Here is a 16884-nt window from a genome sequence, read left to right on the forward strand (position 1 = left end):
CTTAATTTCTTAACGGTTTATTTTAAAGAATAATTGATTGCTTCTTTTGCGGTAAAAATCAAAATTAGGAAGATCCCGCAAATCTTTTGCAACGATTTAAGATCCTTACACAGCCAAATTTTCTCTGTCTTTGTTCCGGTATAAAAAATAAATTCCCAAGCCACTCAACAATAAAAATAATCCAAATGCAATCATCGAAATAACTTTTCCTTTTGCAATAACATCAGGTGCAAAAATCATTTTAATGGAGTGCTTTCCAGCTGGAACATATACAGCTCTTAACAAATAATCTGCTTTGATGTAAGGCACTTCTTTGTCGTCAACAAACATCTTCCAGCCTTTTGGATAATAGATTTCCGAGAATACCGCTAACTGTGGCGTTTTCGATTGAGAGGTGAATTCCAGTTCGTTGGCTTCGTATTTCTTTAAATCTAAAAAGGCCGTAGAATCTTGCTGCAATGGTTTTCCGTCAAAATACTTTTTATCATCTTTAGAGATAACAGCAATTTTCTTAGTATCAATATCGCCAATTTGCTGAATCTCCTCATTCGATGAATTCGCTATTTTAATTTGCGAAACAAACCAGGCATTACCGTTGGCATCAGCATTACTAAGCGCTTCTGGTTTCTCTAAATTCCCAAAAATAAAATATCTTGTATTCAGCATATTAAGGATTCGCGGGGTTTTAACCGTATCCATTTTACTGAAATATTCATTTATTAAATCATCATATCTTCTCAACTTTACAGCATGATATCCACCGACTGATGATTTAAAATAAGAAGTATTCGTTTCGCCGAACGCTCCTAAAACTTGATTATAAATTCGATAATGACCTTTATCTTTTTCTGCAATAGTTTCTAAAGTTTTATTAACGTTTACCTGATCTAGAAGAGATTTCAAATTAGGATTTTCACCCACTTTCTGCATCAGCAAATCAGAGTTCTCAGTTTGAAAAGGATTTTCAGTAAAAGCTTTATCAATGAAATTTTCATTATTGAGGTATCTCTTATTTACACTCCACAAATCAAAAAAACTGACCAATCCTAAAATGATCAGGACAATATTCGGACTTATTTTCTTCTTTAAACTTAAAAATAAAGCGCCTGCTGTAATTGCAACAAAAACAATGGCTTTCATAGCATCGATTCTAAACATAGTAAAACGCTCGTCCACCAAAAATTCTAAAACGAAGGCAGGTAGATAAGTTTTTTCCTGTCCGGTATAAAAACCTAAAATAGACTTTCCGAAGAGTAACAACAGGAAGGTAATCCCTAAAACAATGGAACTTGTGTAGATTAATATTTTCTTTTTATACTCTTCAGTTAAAATATTTTCTTGAGAGGTCTCGGTCTTTTCATTGGAATTAAAAAAACGATAAAGCCCCACAATTGCAATTAACGGGAACAGTAATTCTACCACAACCAAAATAGAACTTGGAGCACGGAATTTATTATAAAAAGGCACATAATCAATAAAGAAATCTGAAAGAGGCATAAAATTGCTTCCCCATGCTAAAAGAATGGTCAAAATGGATGCCCCAAGAATCCAGTATCGGTATTTCTTCCATGCAAAGAAAAACCCTAACAACGCCAAGAAGCACACCACGGCACCTTGATACGCCGGCCCAGATGTTCCTGGTTGGTCACCCCAGTAGGTAAGAGAGCTAAACCCCCGAGAAACCTGATCCATTTCCTGCTGAGAACTCACATTTTCGTTAATCAAACCCTGTAGTCTACCCATCATTTCTTCGGAGCCTGCCTCGTTACTTGCCCCTCCCATTAATCGGGGAATAAACAAATTTAAAGTTTCCAGCTTACCATAACTCCACATCAACATGCTTTCTTTATCCATCCCGGATTTATCAGCAGAATGACGGTCGTTATCCAGAATCTGCTTACCTCTCACTGTTTCTGTAATATATTCGGCATTGGCCATGATCCGTTGTGAATTCATGCCAACTCCAAGTACAAAAGCTAAAGCTAAAATTCCTGTTGAAATCCCAAAATGCCTCCAGTTTGTTTTTCCCTGAATCGCCCTAATAAGCTCCGAAAGGAATAGAAAACCTAGTGCAACAAAAAGATAATAAGTCATCTGTGGATGATTTGCAGCAATCTGCAAACCCATAAAAAGTGCAGTGACTATGAATCCGATCACATATTTCTTACGGATATAAACAAGGAGGATTCCGGCTAGAAGTGGAGCAAAATACGCAACTGTATGGATTTTACCATTGTGCCCTGCGGCAAGTGCAATATAGAAATAAGTAGAAAGCCCGAAAAATGTAGCTCCTAAAAGTGCATATTTCCAATTTTTGACAACGACTAAACCCAAAAGAAAGAATCCTGAGAAAAGTAGAAAAATATAATTTGCCGGCTTCGGAAGAAAGTTCAAAAGATCATCAATACTTTTTATAACATCACCTCTGAACTGCGATCCCATTTGGTAAGTTGGCATTCCACCGAACATAGAATCGCTCCAGTACGTTTCTTTACTATTTTGGGCTCTGTAATCCAAAAGCTCCTTTGCACCGCCTTTGTATTGCACAATATCGTGCTGAAAAAGCTGTTTGCCGGTAAGAACAGGATTAGCGTAAATAACTGCCAATAAAACGAAAACCACAAGGCTTCCGATTATGAAAATTAAATTTTTATTTTTTGTCATCATTAGTTTTATATTCAGAAAAACCCTTTGGCAATGCCAAAGGATTTACTTGTTTTTCGTTTCTTCTACTTCTTCGTAATCTACGGTTTCCGCATCCCATTTTATATTGGAATTAAGGTTTTTTTTATTTGTCTGTTGTTGGTTTACCGTTTCGTTATTCCGCGGTTTTGGAAATTTAAATAAACTGGTAAAAAATATTCTTTTCAAAAAATTCCAGACAAAGAAGATGATTACGGTCGTTAGAATTAATTCTAAAATATATTTCATTTATTATTTTTAGTAATGGATGAAGGTTTCTTTAAAATCAAGGTTAGATTTTGCGATCTTATTTCTATTTGTAAATGTTTATTTTGAAGGATTAACAACAACAGTAGAATTAGAAGTCGACTTCATCGTTTGAGTTTGTTTCCCGTCTGACAAAGTTTCCATCTGAGTGGTTTTCACTGCAATATTTTGATTCTTCACCCAACCTGTATTCTGATCCAATGTGATGGTTCCATTTTGCTCCAATTGTGAGCTCATACTTCTGGTAATTCCCTCTTGTGTTTTCTTATCCGATTTTTTAGGAATACCCCCCGAAACTGCAATTTGTGCGGTTCCATTTCCAACACTTTTTAAGGTGTAAGTGGTTGTTAATTTAATTTTCCCGTCTGGGGTAGCATTTTCACTTTGGGTCCATTTCTCTCCTATTTTCACTCCTTTTGCTGGAATTAAAACTAAGTTTTTGTCAAACTGTTCTTTCAAAGTCTTTTCATTAAAACTCTTTTTAAAACTGCTGACGAATGCTGTTTTATCTTTCGCGTCTTTAATCGCAGTCCCAACTGATGCAGAAATTTTATTGTAAATCGCATCAAAACCAGTGATTGAATTAACTTTTCCGGTTTCGGTCATTTTTAAGTTTAATTTATTTCCTACCAGGGCTTTGTTCACTTTCCACATCATCTTCAACTGCTCGTCTTTTGGTTCAGGTTGTTTGGTATCAACTACCACATTTTTCCCGTTCGCAGTTTGTGCATTTCTTTTTCCGGTAAGATTAATACTGATATCATAAACTCCATCTTTAAGATCATTTACTGTAAACGACATTTCATCAGTCATTTCGCTAGTTCCACTTTGCGATTTACCATCTGGCGCAGTCATAGTCTGTACATCTTTCTGGTAGGTAACCAGTGGATAAGTTTGCCCTTTTTCCAATTTAAAGGTTTGTTTATAAACACCTAAAGAATCACGAATTGCTGGTTGAGCAGCTGCATTTTGATCAACAGCACTTGAATCAGCAGTGTTTACTACAGGTACTTCTACACTAACCGTTTTTCCAGTTTCAGGATCAATCTTAGTTATTGTTTTGGTTTCTTTTTTACAAGCAATTAATGTTATGGAAAGAAGCGCAATGGCTGTGAATTTTTTCATTTATTGATTTTACGGAATTTTACTTACAATTAATTTCTAAAGATGTTCATTTTTAGAAACAATTGACAAATTTAAGGTAATTATTTCTGATGGTTTCAAAGATTATATATTTTTAACATCCTTTCCCTAAGTAGAAAAAGTGACTAAATTTATTTTATCTTTTCACAAATAAGTTGGATTAAAAAAAACGATTACATTTTATATTTAAAATTTATTTCTCAGGTCTTACTTTCAAATCAATCAAGCCTCCACCAGGCGATTTATGCATTTGTCCATCCATAAATAATTTCATCAAATTTATAAGGTAATCCAGGTCGCAATCCTATGCCAAGTTTCTTTTTTAAAGTTTCCTTGAGGAGTCAGGATGATTTCAGAAGTTGCATCACTTTCAAAAAGTTAATTTTCAGTAAATTTGCTGTTCAATCTTAAAAGATAAAATTTAATTATACTTAAATTACAAATGCAAAATCCCCTACTACAAACATTTACAACAAAATACAATTCGGCGCCTTTTAATGAAATTAAAGAAGAACATTTTCTTCCGGCATTTCAAGAATTAATTAGACTTTCGGAAAAAGAAATTGATGCAATCGTTGACAATAAAGAAGAACCTGCTTTTGAAAACGTTATCGAAGCCCTGGCCTACTCTGGCGAGCAGTTAGATATAATTTCAAGTATTTTCTTTAATCTAAACTCCGCGGAGACCAATGATGAAATTCAGAAAATAGCTCAGGAAGTCTCACCACTTTTAACAGAATTCTCCGCAAAAATATCTCAAAATACCGCCCTCTTTAAGAAGATTAAAAAAGTATTTGACGAAAAAGAAAAATACCACCTTAGTGAGGAACAGCAAATGCTTCTAAATGAAACTTATAAAGGTTTCGTAAGAAGTGGTGCCCTCTTGAATGAGGCCGATCAAGAAAAATTTAAAAATATCAGCGTTGAACTTTCAAAGAAATCGCTACAATTTGGGCAAAATGTATTAGCAGAAACTAATAACTATTTCAAACATATTACGAACGAAAAAGAGATGCAAGGAATTCCGGAAGCAATTCTGCAACAATATCGTGAAGAAGCAAAAAATAGAAATTTAGAAGGGTTCGTAATTACTTTGCAATACCCAAGTTATTCACCCTTCATGACCTATGCTGAAAATCGAGAATTAAGAAAAGAATTAGCGCTGGCAAATGGTAAAAAGTCATTTCAAAATAATGAGTTTGACAATCAAAATTTAATTAAAGAGATCATTTCTTTAAAACAGGAAAAAGCAAAACTATTAGGCTACGAAAATTATGCAGATTACGTTTTAGAAGAAAGAATGGCGAAATCTCCCGTACAGGTGAAATCATTTTTAAATGAATTATTAGAAAAAGCAAAACCTTACGCAGAAAAGGAAATTGAGGAATTGAAAACACTTGCCAAAGCAGACGGAATCGAAGAAATGGAAAGTTACGACCATACTTTCTACGCTGAGAAACTGCGCAAGCATAAATTTGATATTGATGATGAAGAATTGAAACCTTTCTTCCAATTAGAGAAAGTTCAGGACGCAGTTTTCGGCTTAGCTCATCAATTATTTGGTTTAGAGTTTAAGGAGACTAATGAAGTTCAGGTTTACCACGATGAAGTAAAGACGTATGAAATTTTCGAAGAAGGAGATTTTAAAGCGCTACTCTACGCTGATTATTTCCCGAGAAAAGGAAAAAGAGCTGGTGCCTGGATGACAAGTTTTAAAAATCAGTTTATCAAAAATGGTAAAAATCATCGGCCGCATATTTCTGTGGTTTGTAATTTCTCAAAACCGTCGGGTGATACTCCAAGCTTATTGACTTTTCAGGAAGTTACTACTCTTTTTCACGAATTTGGGCACGCTTTACATGGTGTGATGGCAGACACTATTTATCCTAATCTTTCCGGAACTTCGGTTAAATGGGATTTTGTAGAACTTCCCTCTCAGTTTTTAGAAAACTATTGTTATGAGCCAGAGTTCTTAAAGACCTTCGCAAAACATTATCAGACTGGAGAAATTCTGTCAGATGAAAAGATCCAGAAAATCTCAGACTCCAAAAATTTCATGGAAGGATATCAGACATTAAGACAAGTCGGTTTTGGAATTTTGGATATGAGTTATCATACTACATTTGATAAAGCTGGAGATATAAAAACCTTCGAAGTACAAGAAACTAAGGCAACCAACCTTTACCCAAGCAATCCAGAAACGGTTATGAGTACAAGTTTTTCGCATATCTTCCAAGGAGGTTATTCAGCAGGATATTATTCTTATAAATGGGCAGAAGTTTTGGATGCAGATGCTTTTCAATATTTTAAAGAAAATGGGATTTTCAATCCTGAAATCGCTGCAAAATATAAGATTCTACTTTCTTCGGGCGGAACAAAAGATCCGATGGAATTGTATAAAAACTTCCGAGGCAGTGAACCACAAGTAGAAAGTCTATTGAAAAGAGCGTTTGGATAATATGGACGAAAACAACAATCACATACGCGCTATTCGGCTGATGCGGGATGCAAAAGGGGAAAGTTATTTTGATAAAGGAACAATATGCACCAATGTAAAAATTAATTCTAAAGAATTTTGGTTTGCCAATGAGATTGACACTTGGCAATTAGGCACTCACACGGCGCCACGGAAACAGATTGTTGTAACGTTAAGCGGTAAGTTAAAATTCAAAACAAGTGATGAGAAGTCTTTCGTTTTGGAGCCAGGAATTATCCTATTAGCAGAAGATACTGAGGGAGAGGGTCACGTATGGAAAATGAGCGCTGGTTATGAAAACTGGCAGCGAATTTACATCCCATTAATCGATGAATCTGACACCTTTTTCATCAAAGATTAACTTTCATCCGATTACAAATCGAAAAGGGCTAACTTAACAGTAAACCCTTTTTTAATATTTTTATTCTCTACTTACAAATTCCTCCCTGAAGCTCTACTTCTGGATTTAGCCAAAACAGGAATGGAAATCGCACCCATAACCAACATGATCACCAGTTGCATGGTGTGGGAAATGAACGCATACGACAAGCCTACTTCTCCACCTTCCTCTGGATTTTTACCCATGGAAAGAAACAAGGCCATAATTCCAAATTTTAATGCTAAATGAAAAGCACCGATTCCGCCAGATGCGGGAACCATCATTCCTAAAGTTCCTACCACAATAATAAAAAACCCATCAGTAAAAGTAAATTGTGAAGTTTCCGGTAAAGCAAAACAAACCAAATAAGCGGCCATATAGTAACTCATCCAGATTCCTACGGTATATGCAAGAAATTTACCCTTTTGCTTCATTTTAAAAATTGAAGTTAGCCCATGGAAGAGTCCTTTTCCAAAATTAACAACTTTTTGATAAATTGTTAGATGTTCTAATTTTTTTCTAAGTAGGATAAGAACTATTGCAATAATAACAAAGGCACCTAAAACGATAAATAGGGTATTGTTAGAAGAAGATTCAGCAGCTTTACCCTTTTCCTCTGTTATATAGTGGTAAAATGCAAAAATTGCTTTGTATTTAAAGAGAAGTGTTAATCCTAAGAAAACCATCATGCATAATAAATCCACAACTCTTTCTAAAATTATTGTTCCAAATGACTTCTCTACAGGAACGTTCTCCACACTGAAAAGAGCGGTTGACCGGGCCAATTCACCACTTCGTGGAATAGTTAAATTCATTAAATAACCAAAGGAGATGGTCCACAACGAATTGGAGTTAGATATCTTGTAACCCATGGGTTCCAGTAACAGGTTCCAACGCACAGCCCGAAACCAATAAGCTAAGATCCCAAATAGTGCAGCGGCGAAAACCCACAGATAATTGGCTTTTGCGAAGTAGCCTGCAATTTTTTTAAATTCCATTCCCTTCAACGCCCACCACATAAATAAGGCAGCAATTGAAAGAGAAACTGCAATCGTTAAAAACGTTTTTAAAGGATTTGCTTTCTTGTTTTGATCCAAAATGATAATTCAAAAATTAAGTAAGTAAATTTGTTTTTTCGTTTGGAAATATAATTTTAGGCTGAAAAGTCTTTGCTTCTTCGGGAGTCATCTGTGCATAAGCGATGATGATAATAACATCATCTTTTTGTACACGCCTTGCAGCAGGACCATTTAAGCAAATCTCACCAGATTTTCTTTTTCCTTTAATAGTGTAGGTATCAAACCTTTCCCCATTATTTACATTTACAATATACACTCTCTCCCCAACAATAATTCCGGATGCCTCGAGTAAATCTTCATCAATTGTGATGCTTCCGATATAATTAAGGTCCGACTCAGTAACTCTGACCCGGTGAATTTTGGACTTAAATACTTCAATTAACATGGCGCAAATTTAATTATTTTAAATGAAAAAATTATCATAATATTTGATCTTCATAAACGCTTTTCATTTAACATTACAAATAGCCTAACAAAAAAAGAAAATATAGGAGACCGATGTCATAATATGTAGCTAGTAATTAACTTTCAACTTTCAATTCCATAATTCGCAATCAGTGTTAAAATTTACCATCATAAAACTAAAGCTTATCAGCATTGAGTTTAATTTAAAACGGTCTCTCGGTAACCCTCATGAAATAATAAATGGTCAATTATAGTTTTCTTTTGAAAAGATTAAAATAATTATATTTTGATTAATTAATTCCAAAAAATTTGCTCAATATGAAAATTGTTTTATATTTGCTTGTATAATCGAACTAACCTTAACTAATTTAATATTATGAACAAGTCTGAATTAATCGACGCTATTGCTAAAGACGCGAACATCACAAAAGTAGCAGCTAAAGCTGCCCTTGAATCTTTTATTTCTAACGTTACAGAAACTTTGAAACAAAAAGACGGTAAAGTTTCTCTAGTAGGATTCGGTACTTTCTCTGTTGCTGAAAGAGCTGCAAGACAAGGTATCAACCCTGCAACTAAGAAACCAATCAGCATTGCTGCTAAAACTGTTGCTAAATTCAAAGCGGGAGCTGATCTGTCTGCTTCTGTAATGGAAGGAATGGCAAAGAAGAAAAAATAATCGTAGATTATAGTAAAAATTTAAGTCCCGACTACTCGGGACTTTTTTTATGGAGCTAAACGCGAGATCTTCCAGCTAAAATCTGGTTGTAACTCATAAATGATCCGATCATGCAGCCGATTCGGGCGACCTTGCCAAAACTCAATTTCATAAGGTTTCGCTAAATATCCACCCCAATTTTCAGGTCGGGGAACTTCTTTACTTTCAAATTCTTTTTCTAACGCTTTTAATTGATCTTCTAAATAAGTGCGATCCGGAATAATTTGGCTTTGAGGAGAAACCACAGCTCCCAACTGACTACCTTTTGGTCGCGAGTGAAAGTAACCATCGCTTAAATTTTCAGGTAATCTTTCTAAATCAGCTTTAATGATAATTTGGCGTTCTAAACTTGGCCAAAAAAAATGCAGACATGCTTTATGATTTTCTTCAATTGCTTTACCTTTTCTACTATCATAATTGGTATAGAATACAAAACCCTCCCAAGTATACGCTTTTAATAAAACCATTCTGGTTCGCGGGCAACCGTCTTCTTCCAAGGTAGAGATCGCCATGGCGTTGGATTCTGCTACCTGTGCATTTTGCTCGGCATCTAGAAACCAGTTCCGAAATTGCTCCATCGGGTTTTCTTTAATCTCACTTTCTAAAAGTTCAGAACGGTCATAAACTTTTCTTTTGTCATGCAGGTTTTCCATTTAATTTTTATTACTTTTGGTCAAAGGTCCTTTTATATAACCCGACTTATCAGATGAATTATTCTTACAAAGGTAAAATTTTAATTTCCACTCCGGATATATCCGGTGATATATTCTCCCGTTCTGTGGTCTTAATTATCGATCATAATGAGCAGGGTGCTTTCGGCTTGATTCTTAACAAGCGCAACGAGAAAATGAGCTCTAAACTACTTGAGATATTTGGATTTCAGGTAACCGTTTATGACGGTGGTCCTGTAGAAAATGATAAAATATTTTTCATTTGCAAAGGTGAAAAATTCACTGAAGAATTCTCCGAGCTTAATGCTGAATTTTATTTAACAGAAGATATTGAAAATATGGTTGCGGCAATCCTGGATCATCGATTATCCATCACCGATGTAAAAGTTTTTTCAGGTTATTCCGGCTGGGGAGCATTGCAATTGGATCGTGAAATTCAACTCAAAATGTGGACTCCAGTGGAGGTATTTAACTTAGATTACACCTCCCCAAACGACCAAAGTCTGTGGAAGAACATCATGGAAAACTTAGGTGGCGAGTTTCTTTTATGGGCAAATTCGCCAGAAGACGTGTCGATGAATTAGCAGTTGAGATTTCTATTTCTTATCAATTTCCATTAACTACTTGGATCACGCTATTCTTCAATCCAGATCAATAAGAGACCTTTAATTTGCTTTAATCAACCGCCAACATTTTAACAAAACTTTAAAAATATTTAAGTATTCATTAAGAAATTATCTGAGAATTCTTTCGTTATTTCGTTATGTTGTAAATAACAAAAATGATGAATAAAATTTTTAAATTATTTGGTGTATGTTTTTTGATTTGTTTCTTCTCATTCACCTCGATTGACGGTAAAAAAGTTATTGTAATTGATGCTGGCCACGGTGGAAACGACTCAGGAGCGAATATTAACGAAATCAAAGAAAAAGATATCGTTCTTAGTATTGCAAACAAAATCAAAGAATTGAATACGAACAAGAATATCGAAATAATTCTTACAAGAGATTCCGACACTTATAAATCCCTTTCATACAGGACGGATTTTATAAAAAAATTAAATCCAGACCTTGTTATTTCGCTTCACATCAATAACAGTTCAAATACTCAAAAAAAAGGGCAAGAAATATATACTAAAACTGAAAATGGAGACCTTGCCAAAAAATTAGCCTTAAAATTTGGAGATTGTAAAATATTTTCACCCAATCTACATCTACTAAAAAATTCTACAACACCTACCATTTATTTGGAATTAGGTTTTATGTCTAATATTGAAGACCGATATTTCCTTAGCAGCTCCACCGGGTTAGAGGAAAACTCAAAAAAAATTATCGCGTTTATTAACGAATTATAAGAAAGCTTAAACTTTCGTAAAACCCGGTCACTGACTTTACTTAAGGTTGCTGACTGGGTTTGTCAATTTTACACGAAGTTGCTCTTCCACTTCATGATAAGCTCTGCAAATTTGCTATTTCCAAAATTCTTGTTCCGGATTTTGGTTACTGCAAAAATCCCTTTCAGATCAGAAATAATCAAAACCTCTTCCGCTTTCTGAGATTCGAAAGCAATCAACTCTGATTCTTCAATTTTTGCAAGATTTTGCTTGTGTACAAAGGTCACAAAGTTTTCTAAAAGTGGCGAAATATAAGCGCCTTCTGTTTGTTTTGGGATCTTAATGGTATTGCCATCCAAAAAAAGAAAATTCCCGAAAATTGACCTCGCAATTCTCTTGCTTGGATTAAGAAAAATCACATCATCCAGATCATTCTCTAACGCGTAAATTTCCGCATAGATATTTTCAGGACAATGTACATGAATATTGCTTAGAACGTTGGTATTCACGTTTACTTCCTTGATTAAGTCAATTTCAATATCTCTTTGAATACTTAAAACATCATCAACCTCCTGCACTTCACAATAAAACGAAATTGACCTTTTTGATAAGGCGTTTTCCGCTTCATCTCTGTATACAAAAAAATGAATGATCGCATCTTTCACTTCTTTTTGTAACACCTCTTCTGCAAATAAATCCTGAAAAAACTCCAGTGTGTAAGATAAAGGAATAGACATCCTCATTTTACGCATGGAAGCCATGAGGAAAAAATAGCATTCTTCTGCCATGATGAGTTGAGAACTGCGCACAAAGAAAGAAACACGAACGGAATCACCATATAAAAATGCACGATTTTTGGCTAGAAATTGCTCTGAAGCAAATGATACTTTCATCATATAGACGTTTTTAGTTACAAAAAATGAACGAAAATTCGTTCATCATTGTTTATTCTTAGAATTTAAAATTAGGATGCACCCAATTTCAATTTTAAATTTTCAATTAAATTTTCCCAGTAAAGACGGTTTTCTTCTTCGTCACCAGCATCACAAAAATCGGTAATATTTAAAGCTAAATCTTCCGTAATATCATCGATAACGATGGTCATTTCAAAATAATTTTTTGTTCCCTCGTCCTCTTCCCAACGATACCGTACAAAGTTTTCTGGTTTATAACGAATCAGCGTAGCTTTCTCTTCAGGACCATCGCCCCAACTGAAGAAAAAATCATCCCCTTTTTCCACAACATCATCTGCAAACCACTCAGAAAGTCCTTCTGCGCTTGCCATATATTCGTATAAAATCTCTGACTGACAGTGCATTGGAAATTCATATTGCACCTTCGTTTTCGCCATATTGCTACTTATTTTTTATGAGTCGCAATATATAAATTAATTTCTAATATCTATCATTTATTTCAGCGAAAGAGTTAAATTATCGGAAGGCACATAATTCTATATTTTTTATAAACCTGTCTCACTCTCCGCTATATCAGCAATTAGGGCAATACGGGGTAATTATCATGATATATATCATCACGCGACACTACTTCCATGGGGCAAAAACAAATTCTATTTTTTATTTAGAAAACTCAACTGGAAAGGTATCGGCAATCAATTTTTTACATAAAGTTAAACCTGTGCATTTTACCGAATGTAAGAAATACTTCGAATCAATCTACTTAAATGAGGTTTGGCATATTACGATATCAAATTTCATTTAAAACATCGATAATAATTCCACAACCTTCTCTAATTTCTTCTAAAGAAATGGTCAGCGGTGGAGAAATTCGCAAATATTCATTTCGGTATAATTGCCAGAAAACGATTAATCCTTTATCCATGCAACTTTTTGCAACTTCCAAAGTGAAATCTGGTGAACCCAAATTTACGGCCAACATCAACCCTTTTCCGTTGACATTTTTAATCTTCGGATGAACCAACAATTCTCGGAATAGATTTTCCTTATCTTGAATTTCGTTCATCAAATTACTTTCTACCACTTCATGCAAGGTTGCATAACTCGCGGCAGCAATTAATGGATTTCCACCAAAAGTTGTGATATGTCCTAATTTTGGGGAATGCGAAAGGGAGTGCATAATTTCTTTGGAACTCATAAACGCACCAACGGGTACTCCACCGCCCATTCCTTTTCCCATCACCAAAATATCTGGAACCATATCGAAATGTTCAAAGGCAAAAAGTTTTCCTGTTCTGCCAAATCCAGGTTGGATCTCATCGAGAATTAATAAGGCACCAACTTCTTCGCACCGCTTTTTAAGATTTTTAAAATAATCGGAATCTGGAACTAAAAATCCAGCTGCACCTTGAATCGTTTCCGCTAAAACACAGGCTGTCTTTTCGGTGATCTTAGAAAAATCCTTTTGATTATTAAACTCAATAAAACTAATCATTGGCAAGAGCGGACGAAACTCCCGTTTGTGGTATTCATTTCCCGACACGGACAAAGCACCATGCGTATTTCCATGGTATGAATTGGTCATGGAAATGATTTCTTCTCTTCCGGTATAGCGTTTTGCCAACTTCAAAGCACCATCGATGGATTCTGCTCCAGAATTCACGAGATAGGTAACTTCCAAGGGTTCTGGTGTGGAATCTGCTAAAAGCTTGCATAACTGCACCGGCATTTCCTGAGCATATTCGCCGTAAACCATGACATGCAAATATTTCTCTGCCTGCGTTTTAATAGCTTCTACGATTTTCGGATGCGAATGACCCAAAGTATTTGCAGAAACTCCCGCTACAAAATCGAGATATTTCTTACCATTTTTTCCATAAATGTAAGAACCTGCGGCTTTTTCTACTTCAAAACCAGCCGCGAATTGGGTGGTTTGGGCTTGGTATTTAAAGAAATCGTGTTGCATTTTAGATTAGTGATTTATCAAGATTCTTTCGATCTGCATTAAATGTCTTAGGGTGTGATTATTTAAAAACATCAGCGTATCACCTAATTTAATTTTAATGAGTCTGGTAATAGAAATCTTAGTTTTAACCTTATTAAGGTCTATATTTTTTGAAGATTCCAATAAGCTTAAAAATTTATATTGATTCGAAATGAATCTATCAATAGCGGATTTGTCAATTTTACTATTGATTGGATTTTTATCCTTTGAAGTTTTCATTTTATTAAGTTGTTCCCTTGGCGACATACTTTTCACAAAATATCCACCAATTAAGCCACTTTTAAATTTACGATTAAAGGTAGAATTCGATCCAGAAATTACTTTAGCAATTTCTGGAAGGTAAAAATCTGAGTATAAATTGAGATGTTCTAAGCATTCTAAAACACTCCAACATTCTGCATTATGTTTTCTATTTAACTCAAGGTTAGATTTTTTTCTCAAATCTTCTGCGGTCAAAATATTAGAATGAGTTGACCTGATAATTTCTTCTAATAAAAATGTACTGTCCATTTATTAAACGTCTCTTATATTTGATAAAATGAGTCGCCGAAACTTATTTTCTAACCCTTTTAGGCTTCTGAGCTTCTTCCTTAACTTTCGCATCGTCGATTTTTTTCTGTGCTGCATTGTAGAGCACATCGTCCGATTGGTATTTAATTTCTTCATAATCGGGCGAATCAACAAATATATCGCGCCAGGTTCGCAGTCGGTCTTTGGTATTCCAGTTAAAATCGGGGAAAAATCTTTGTTTAGAAGAAATCAAGCTCATTGGATAGGTGTCTACATTGGCTCCAATAGTACAGGAAATAATCTGTACTTTTCGGTCTTCAAATTCGGCCTCTATGGTGCCACATGTTGAAAGGGAAACGCCAATACGTTCCACTTCTTTTGTTTTCTCATTCTGGTCATCAGCGTAGGTAATGGCTTGTCCGTTCCCGATTACTTTGGCTAGTTTAACATCGTTTTTTTCGTAGTAAACCGTCATGAGCTTTCCTTTTACCTGATTGAATTCGTCTTTCATATTCAGCGAATCTGCCTTGCTGATGGCAAAGGCATTCCCAATCACGCGGAGAGAATCGATGAACTCATTTTCAGTATCGAAATAAGCTTCAATTTTGTCACCAGTTATTTGTTTCTCCCCACTCCATGCAATCGGACTACCATCCAAATGCATGATTCCATCCGTTTCATTGAAACTTAATGAATCTGCCCTTACTTGGATGTTAGATTTGAACATTCGCGCTTTTTTGTAAGCACGTAGGAAACTTTTTTTCTTTAACGGATTTTTATCATCCAATTTTTGATATGCCAGAATTCGATCCGCAGAGAAATACATGGAATCCTTTTCGAGAATCTTTACTGCGTACGGTTTCTCCGTCATCATTGCAGAATCTTTCTTCTCATAAATTTCCCCGTAACCGCCTTTCATATAGCGCTTCTCCAAAGGATCGCGTAGGGTTACATTTCCTTTTCCGGTACCGAAACCTGTGATTTGATTGAAATAAAGATCATCTCCCGTCAGAATTTTTCCATTATAATGAATTCTGGAATTTTTCTTAAGAAATACCTCTTTGGAATTCATGTTATAGGTCCCTTTCTCAGTATAAATAAGATTGCTGGGATTCTTTTTATTGGTAATAGTGGTTGCCCCGTTAAAAGTGGCTGTGTTGGTGTTTTGATTCTGAACAATATTTACGCCTTCAACGGTATATTCGGGATTATCAATCTTTACATTCCCTGTAAAATCGATTAATCTGCTGTTTAAATCATACGTCGCAACTTTGGTATACATCACATTTCCATCTTTAGTAATTGTACCTCCAGTATTGAAGTAAGCTTTATTGGAAAGTCGGTCGTAGTAAAGCGTCTCTGTCTTAATGGTTTGTCCGGGATCTGTTAATAAAACATTTTTTCGAGCAATACCCTTTTGTGTATTTCCGTCGTATTCCATTTCGCCAGAAGTAATTACAGAACCATCTGCATTTTGAAGTTTCACGTTTCCGATTGCTTTTACGAAATTCTGTTCTCTGTAGAAGATGACCTCGTCAGCCGTAAGAATAGAACCTTGATGCGAAAACTCAACATTTCCTGAAAAGAAAGGATTATCATCATATTTTCCTTTTACGACTCCAAATTCATCAGAATGAATCAATTTCACTTTCTCCCCTTGCGAATTTTTTTTCGGATCTGTAAAAAATGGATCTTTCGTCGCAGGATCTTTCGGTTGCGTAGGGATTTGCGCAAAAATATTGATACTTAGAAAGAGAAAAAAAATAAGAAACCCTTTCATTAATCCTTTTTAGTTCCGTAAAAATAAAGTGAGTGCGAATCAATATTGACCCCAAAAGTCTGTTCAATTGATTCTTTAATTCCTTGAATTCTTGGATCACAAAATTCAATAATTTCCTGAATCTCCTTATCTGAATCCTTTTTATAGATCACTAAATGATCGTGTTGCTTATCAAAATAGGATTTTTCGTAAGAAGAAGAAGTCATGGTTTTTTCTCCAAACTGATGCTTTCTAATCAATCCGGCATCCAGAAAAATCTCTATGGTATTGTAAATGGTCGCTTTGGAAACATGGTATTTCTTCTGCATCATCAAGAGATACAAATCATCAACATTAAAATGATGTTCCATGTTGTAGATTTCTTCTAAAATAGTATAGCGTTCGGGCGTGTTTCTAAAACCTTTCTGCTGAAGGTATTGTCGTAGAACTTCCTTTATAGTTGCGATATTGAGATCCTTCTGTTTAACGTCCATTTAAAATAATTATCTACAAATTTATCGAATTTTTAATTAACGAAGTATTCTA

At 35.0% G+C, this 16884-nt stretch carries 17 protein-coding genes; 5 read left to right on the forward strand and 12 right to left on the reverse strand.

What is annotated here, in order from left to right:
- Window positions 1-105: 105 nt before the first annotated feature.
- The 3 genes from FNJ88_RS01980 to FNJ88_RS01990 all read right to left on the reverse strand — a co-directional run bounded on the left by FNJ88_RS01980 (window position 106) and on the right by FNJ88_RS01990 (window position 4074).
- Window positions 106-2667 (reverse strand): YfhO family protein, encoded by a 2562-nt coding sequence (locus FNJ88_RS01980; RefSeq protein WP_143851490.1) that lies wholly within the window; start codon window positions 2665-2667, stop codon window positions 106-108.
- A gap of 42 nt (window positions 2668-2709) precedes the next feature.
- Window positions 2710-2931: a hypothetical protein gene (locus FNJ88_RS01985; RefSeq protein ID WP_143851491.1), complete on the reverse strand. Its 222-nt coding sequence runs from the start codon at window positions 2929-2931 to the stop codon at window positions 2710-2712.
- 78 nt (window positions 2932-3009) lie between these two features.
- Window positions 3010-4074 (reverse strand): DUF6263 family protein, encoded by a 1065-nt coding sequence (locus tag FNJ88_RS01990; protein ID WP_143851492.1) that lies wholly within the window; start codon window positions 4072-4074, stop codon window positions 3010-3012.
- A 460-nt stretch (window positions 4075-4534) separates the two neighbouring features.
- Here FNJ88_RS01990 and FNJ88_RS01995 point away from each other — a divergent pair, with 460 nt between their 5' ends.
- Complete coding sequence (locus tag FNJ88_RS01995; protein ID WP_143851493.1) at window positions 4535-6550, forward strand: M3 family metallopeptidase; 2016 nt, start codon at window positions 4535-4537, stop codon at window positions 6548-6550.
- A gap of 1 nt (window position 6551) precedes the next feature.
- The gene (locus tag FNJ88_RS02000) at window positions 6552-6929 is read left to right on the forward strand and encodes a hypothetical protein (RefSeq protein ID WP_143851494.1); all 378 of its coding nucleotides are present in this window, start codon (window positions 6552-6554) and stop codon (window positions 6927-6929) included.
- A gap of 71 nt (window positions 6930-7000) precedes the next feature.
- Here FNJ88_RS02000 and FNJ88_RS02005 read toward each other — a convergent pair whose 3' ends face one another.
- Entirely contained in the window at window positions 7001-8044 is a 1044-nt protein-coding gene (locus FNJ88_RS02005) for a lysylphosphatidylglycerol synthase transmembrane domain-containing protein (protein WP_143851495.1), read from the reverse strand.
- A 16-nt stretch (window positions 8045-8060) separates the two neighbouring features.
- Window positions 8061-8411, reverse strand: a complete 351-nt coding sequence (gene panD / locus FNJ88_RS02010; RefSeq protein WP_143851496.1) for an aspartate 1-decarboxylase — start codon at window positions 8409-8411, stop codon at window positions 8061-8063.
- Window positions 8412-8807: 396 nt separating this feature from the next.
- On the opposite strand from panD, the gene FNJ88_RS02015 reads away from it, so the two are divergent.
- Window positions 8808-9107 carry an HU family DNA-binding protein gene (locus FNJ88_RS02015; protein WP_143851497.1) on the forward strand — a complete coding sequence of 100 codons (300 nt, stop codon included), beginning with the start codon at window positions 8808-8810 and terminating at the stop codon, window positions 9105-9107.
- Window positions 9108-9154: 47 nt separating this feature from the next.
- Here FNJ88_RS02015 and pdxH read toward each other — a convergent pair whose 3' ends face one another.
- A complete protein-coding gene (gene pdxH, locus FNJ88_RS02020; protein WP_143851498.1) occupies window positions 9155-9799 on the reverse strand; it encodes a pyridoxamine 5'-phosphate oxidase in 645 nt (214 codons plus the stop codon).
- A gap of 53 nt (window positions 9800-9852) precedes the next feature.
- Here pdxH and FNJ88_RS02025 point away from each other — a divergent pair, with 53 nt between their 5' ends.
- Both FNJ88_RS02025 and FNJ88_RS02030 read left to right on the forward strand, forming a co-directional pair.
- Entirely contained in the window at window positions 9853-10401 is a 549-nt protein-coding gene (locus FNJ88_RS02025; RefSeq protein ID WP_143851499.1) for a YqgE/AlgH family protein, read from the forward strand.
- Between the two features lie 197 nt (window positions 10402-10598).
- A complete protein-coding gene (locus FNJ88_RS02030) occupies window positions 10599-11171 on the forward strand; it encodes an N-acetylmuramoyl-L-alanine amidase (RefSeq protein ID WP_228414552.1) in 573 nt (190 codons plus the stop codon).
- Between the two features lie 68 nt (window positions 11172-11239).
- Here the strand turns inward: FNJ88_RS02030 and FNJ88_RS02035 are convergent, their stop codons facing one another.
- The 6 genes from FNJ88_RS02035 to FNJ88_RS02060 all read right to left on the reverse strand — a co-directional run bounded on the left by FNJ88_RS02035 (window position 11240) and on the right by FNJ88_RS02060 (window position 16832).
- Window positions 11240-12043 (reverse strand): aminotransferase class IV, encoded by an 804-nt coding sequence (locus FNJ88_RS02035; protein ID WP_143853855.1) that lies wholly within the window; start codon window positions 12041-12043, stop codon window positions 11240-11242.
- Window positions 12044-12114: 71 nt separating this feature from the next.
- On the reverse strand, window positions 12115-12501 hold the full coding sequence (locus FNJ88_RS02040; protein WP_143851500.1) for an START-like domain-containing protein: 387 nt from the start codon (window positions 12499-12501) through the stop codon (window positions 12115-12117).
- A 353-nt stretch (window positions 12502-12854) separates the two neighbouring features.
- On the reverse strand, window positions 12855-14030 hold the full coding sequence (locus tag FNJ88_RS02045; protein WP_143851501.1) for an aspartate aminotransferase family protein: 1176 nt from the start codon (window positions 14028-14030) through the stop codon (window positions 12855-12857).
- Window positions 14031-14036: 6 nt separating this feature from the next.
- On the reverse strand, window positions 14037-14579 hold the full coding sequence (locus FNJ88_RS02050; protein ID WP_143851502.1) for a DinB family protein: 543 nt from the start codon (window positions 14577-14579) through the stop codon (window positions 14037-14039).
- Between the two features lie 43 nt (window positions 14580-14622).
- Window positions 14623-16359 (reverse strand): OstA-like protein, encoded by a 1737-nt coding sequence (locus FNJ88_RS02055; RefSeq protein ID WP_143851503.1) that lies wholly within the window; start codon window positions 16357-16359, stop codon window positions 14623-14625.
- Window positions 16359-16832, reverse strand: coding sequence for a Fur family transcriptional regulator (locus FNJ88_RS02060; RefSeq protein WP_143851504.1), 474 nt, complete (start codon window positions 16830-16832; stop codon window positions 16359-16361). Before FNJ88_RS02060 ends, FNJ88_RS02055 begins: the two co-directional genes overlap by 1 nt.
- Window positions 16833-16884 lie beyond the last annotated feature (52 nt).

The sequence above is a fragment of the Chryseobacterium sp. SNU WT5 genome (genome assembly GCF_007362475.1).
Taxonomy (GTDB): Bacteria; Bacteroidota; Bacteroidia; order Flavobacteriales; family Weeksellaceae; genus Kaistella.

Coding starts and splice junctions, on each gene's coding strand:
- FNJ88_RS01980 (WP_143851490.1), bottom strand. CDS start 2,667: ATGATGACAAAAAATAAAAATTTAATTTTCATAATCGGAAGCCTTGTG.
- FNJ88_RS01985 (WP_143851491.1), bottom strand. CDS start 2,931: ATGAAATATATTTTAGAATTAATTCTAACGACCGTAATCATCTTCTTT.
- FNJ88_RS01990 (WP_143851492.1), bottom strand. CDS start 4,074: ATGAAAAAATTCACAGCCATTGCGCTTCTTTCCATAACATTAATTGCT.
- FNJ88_RS01995 (WP_143851493.1), top strand. CDS start 4,535: ATGCAAAATCCCCTACTACAAACATTTACAACAAAATACAATTCGGCG.
- FNJ88_RS02000 (WP_143851494.1), top strand. CDS start 6,552: ATGGACGAAAACAACAATCACATACGCGCTATTCGGCTGATGCGGGAT.
- panD (WP_143851496.1), bottom strand. CDS start 8,411: ATGTTAATTGAAGTATTTAAGTCCAAAATTCACCGGGTCAGAGTTACT.
- FNJ88_RS02015 (WP_143851497.1), top strand. CDS start 8,808: ATGAACAAGTCTGAATTAATCGACGCTATTGCTAAAGACGCGAACATC.
- pdxH (WP_143851498.1), bottom strand. CDS start 9,799: ATGGAAAACCTGCATGACAAAAGAAAAGTTTATGACCGTTCTGAACTT.
- FNJ88_RS02025 (WP_143851499.1), top strand. CDS start 9,853: ATGAATTATTCTTACAAAGGTAAAATTTTAATTTCCACTCCGGATATA.
- FNJ88_RS02030 (WP_228414552.1), top strand. CDS start 10,599: ATGATGAATAAAATTTTTAAATTATTTGGTGTATGTTTTTTGATTTGT.
- FNJ88_RS02035 (WP_143853855.1), bottom strand. CDS start 12,043: ATGAAAGTATCATTTGCTTCAGAGCAATTTCTAGCCAAAAATCGTGCA.
- FNJ88_RS02040 (WP_143851500.1), bottom strand. CDS start 12,501: ATGGCGAAAACGAAGGTGCAATATGAATTTCCAATGCACTGTCAGTCA.
- FNJ88_RS02045 (WP_143851501.1), bottom strand. CDS start 14,030: ATGCAACACGATTTCTTTAAATACCAAGCCCAAACCACCCAATTCGCG.
- FNJ88_RS02050 (WP_143851502.1), bottom strand. CDS start 14,579: ATGGACAGTACATTTTTATTAGAAGAAATTATCAGGTCAACTCATTCT.
- FNJ88_RS02055 (WP_143851503.1), bottom strand. CDS start 16,359: ATGAAAGGGTTTCTTATTTTTTTTCTCTTTCTAAGTATCAATATTTTT.
- FNJ88_RS02060 (WP_143851504.1), bottom strand. CDS start 16,832: ATGGACGTTAAACAGAAGGATCTCAATATCGCAACTATAAAGGAAGTT.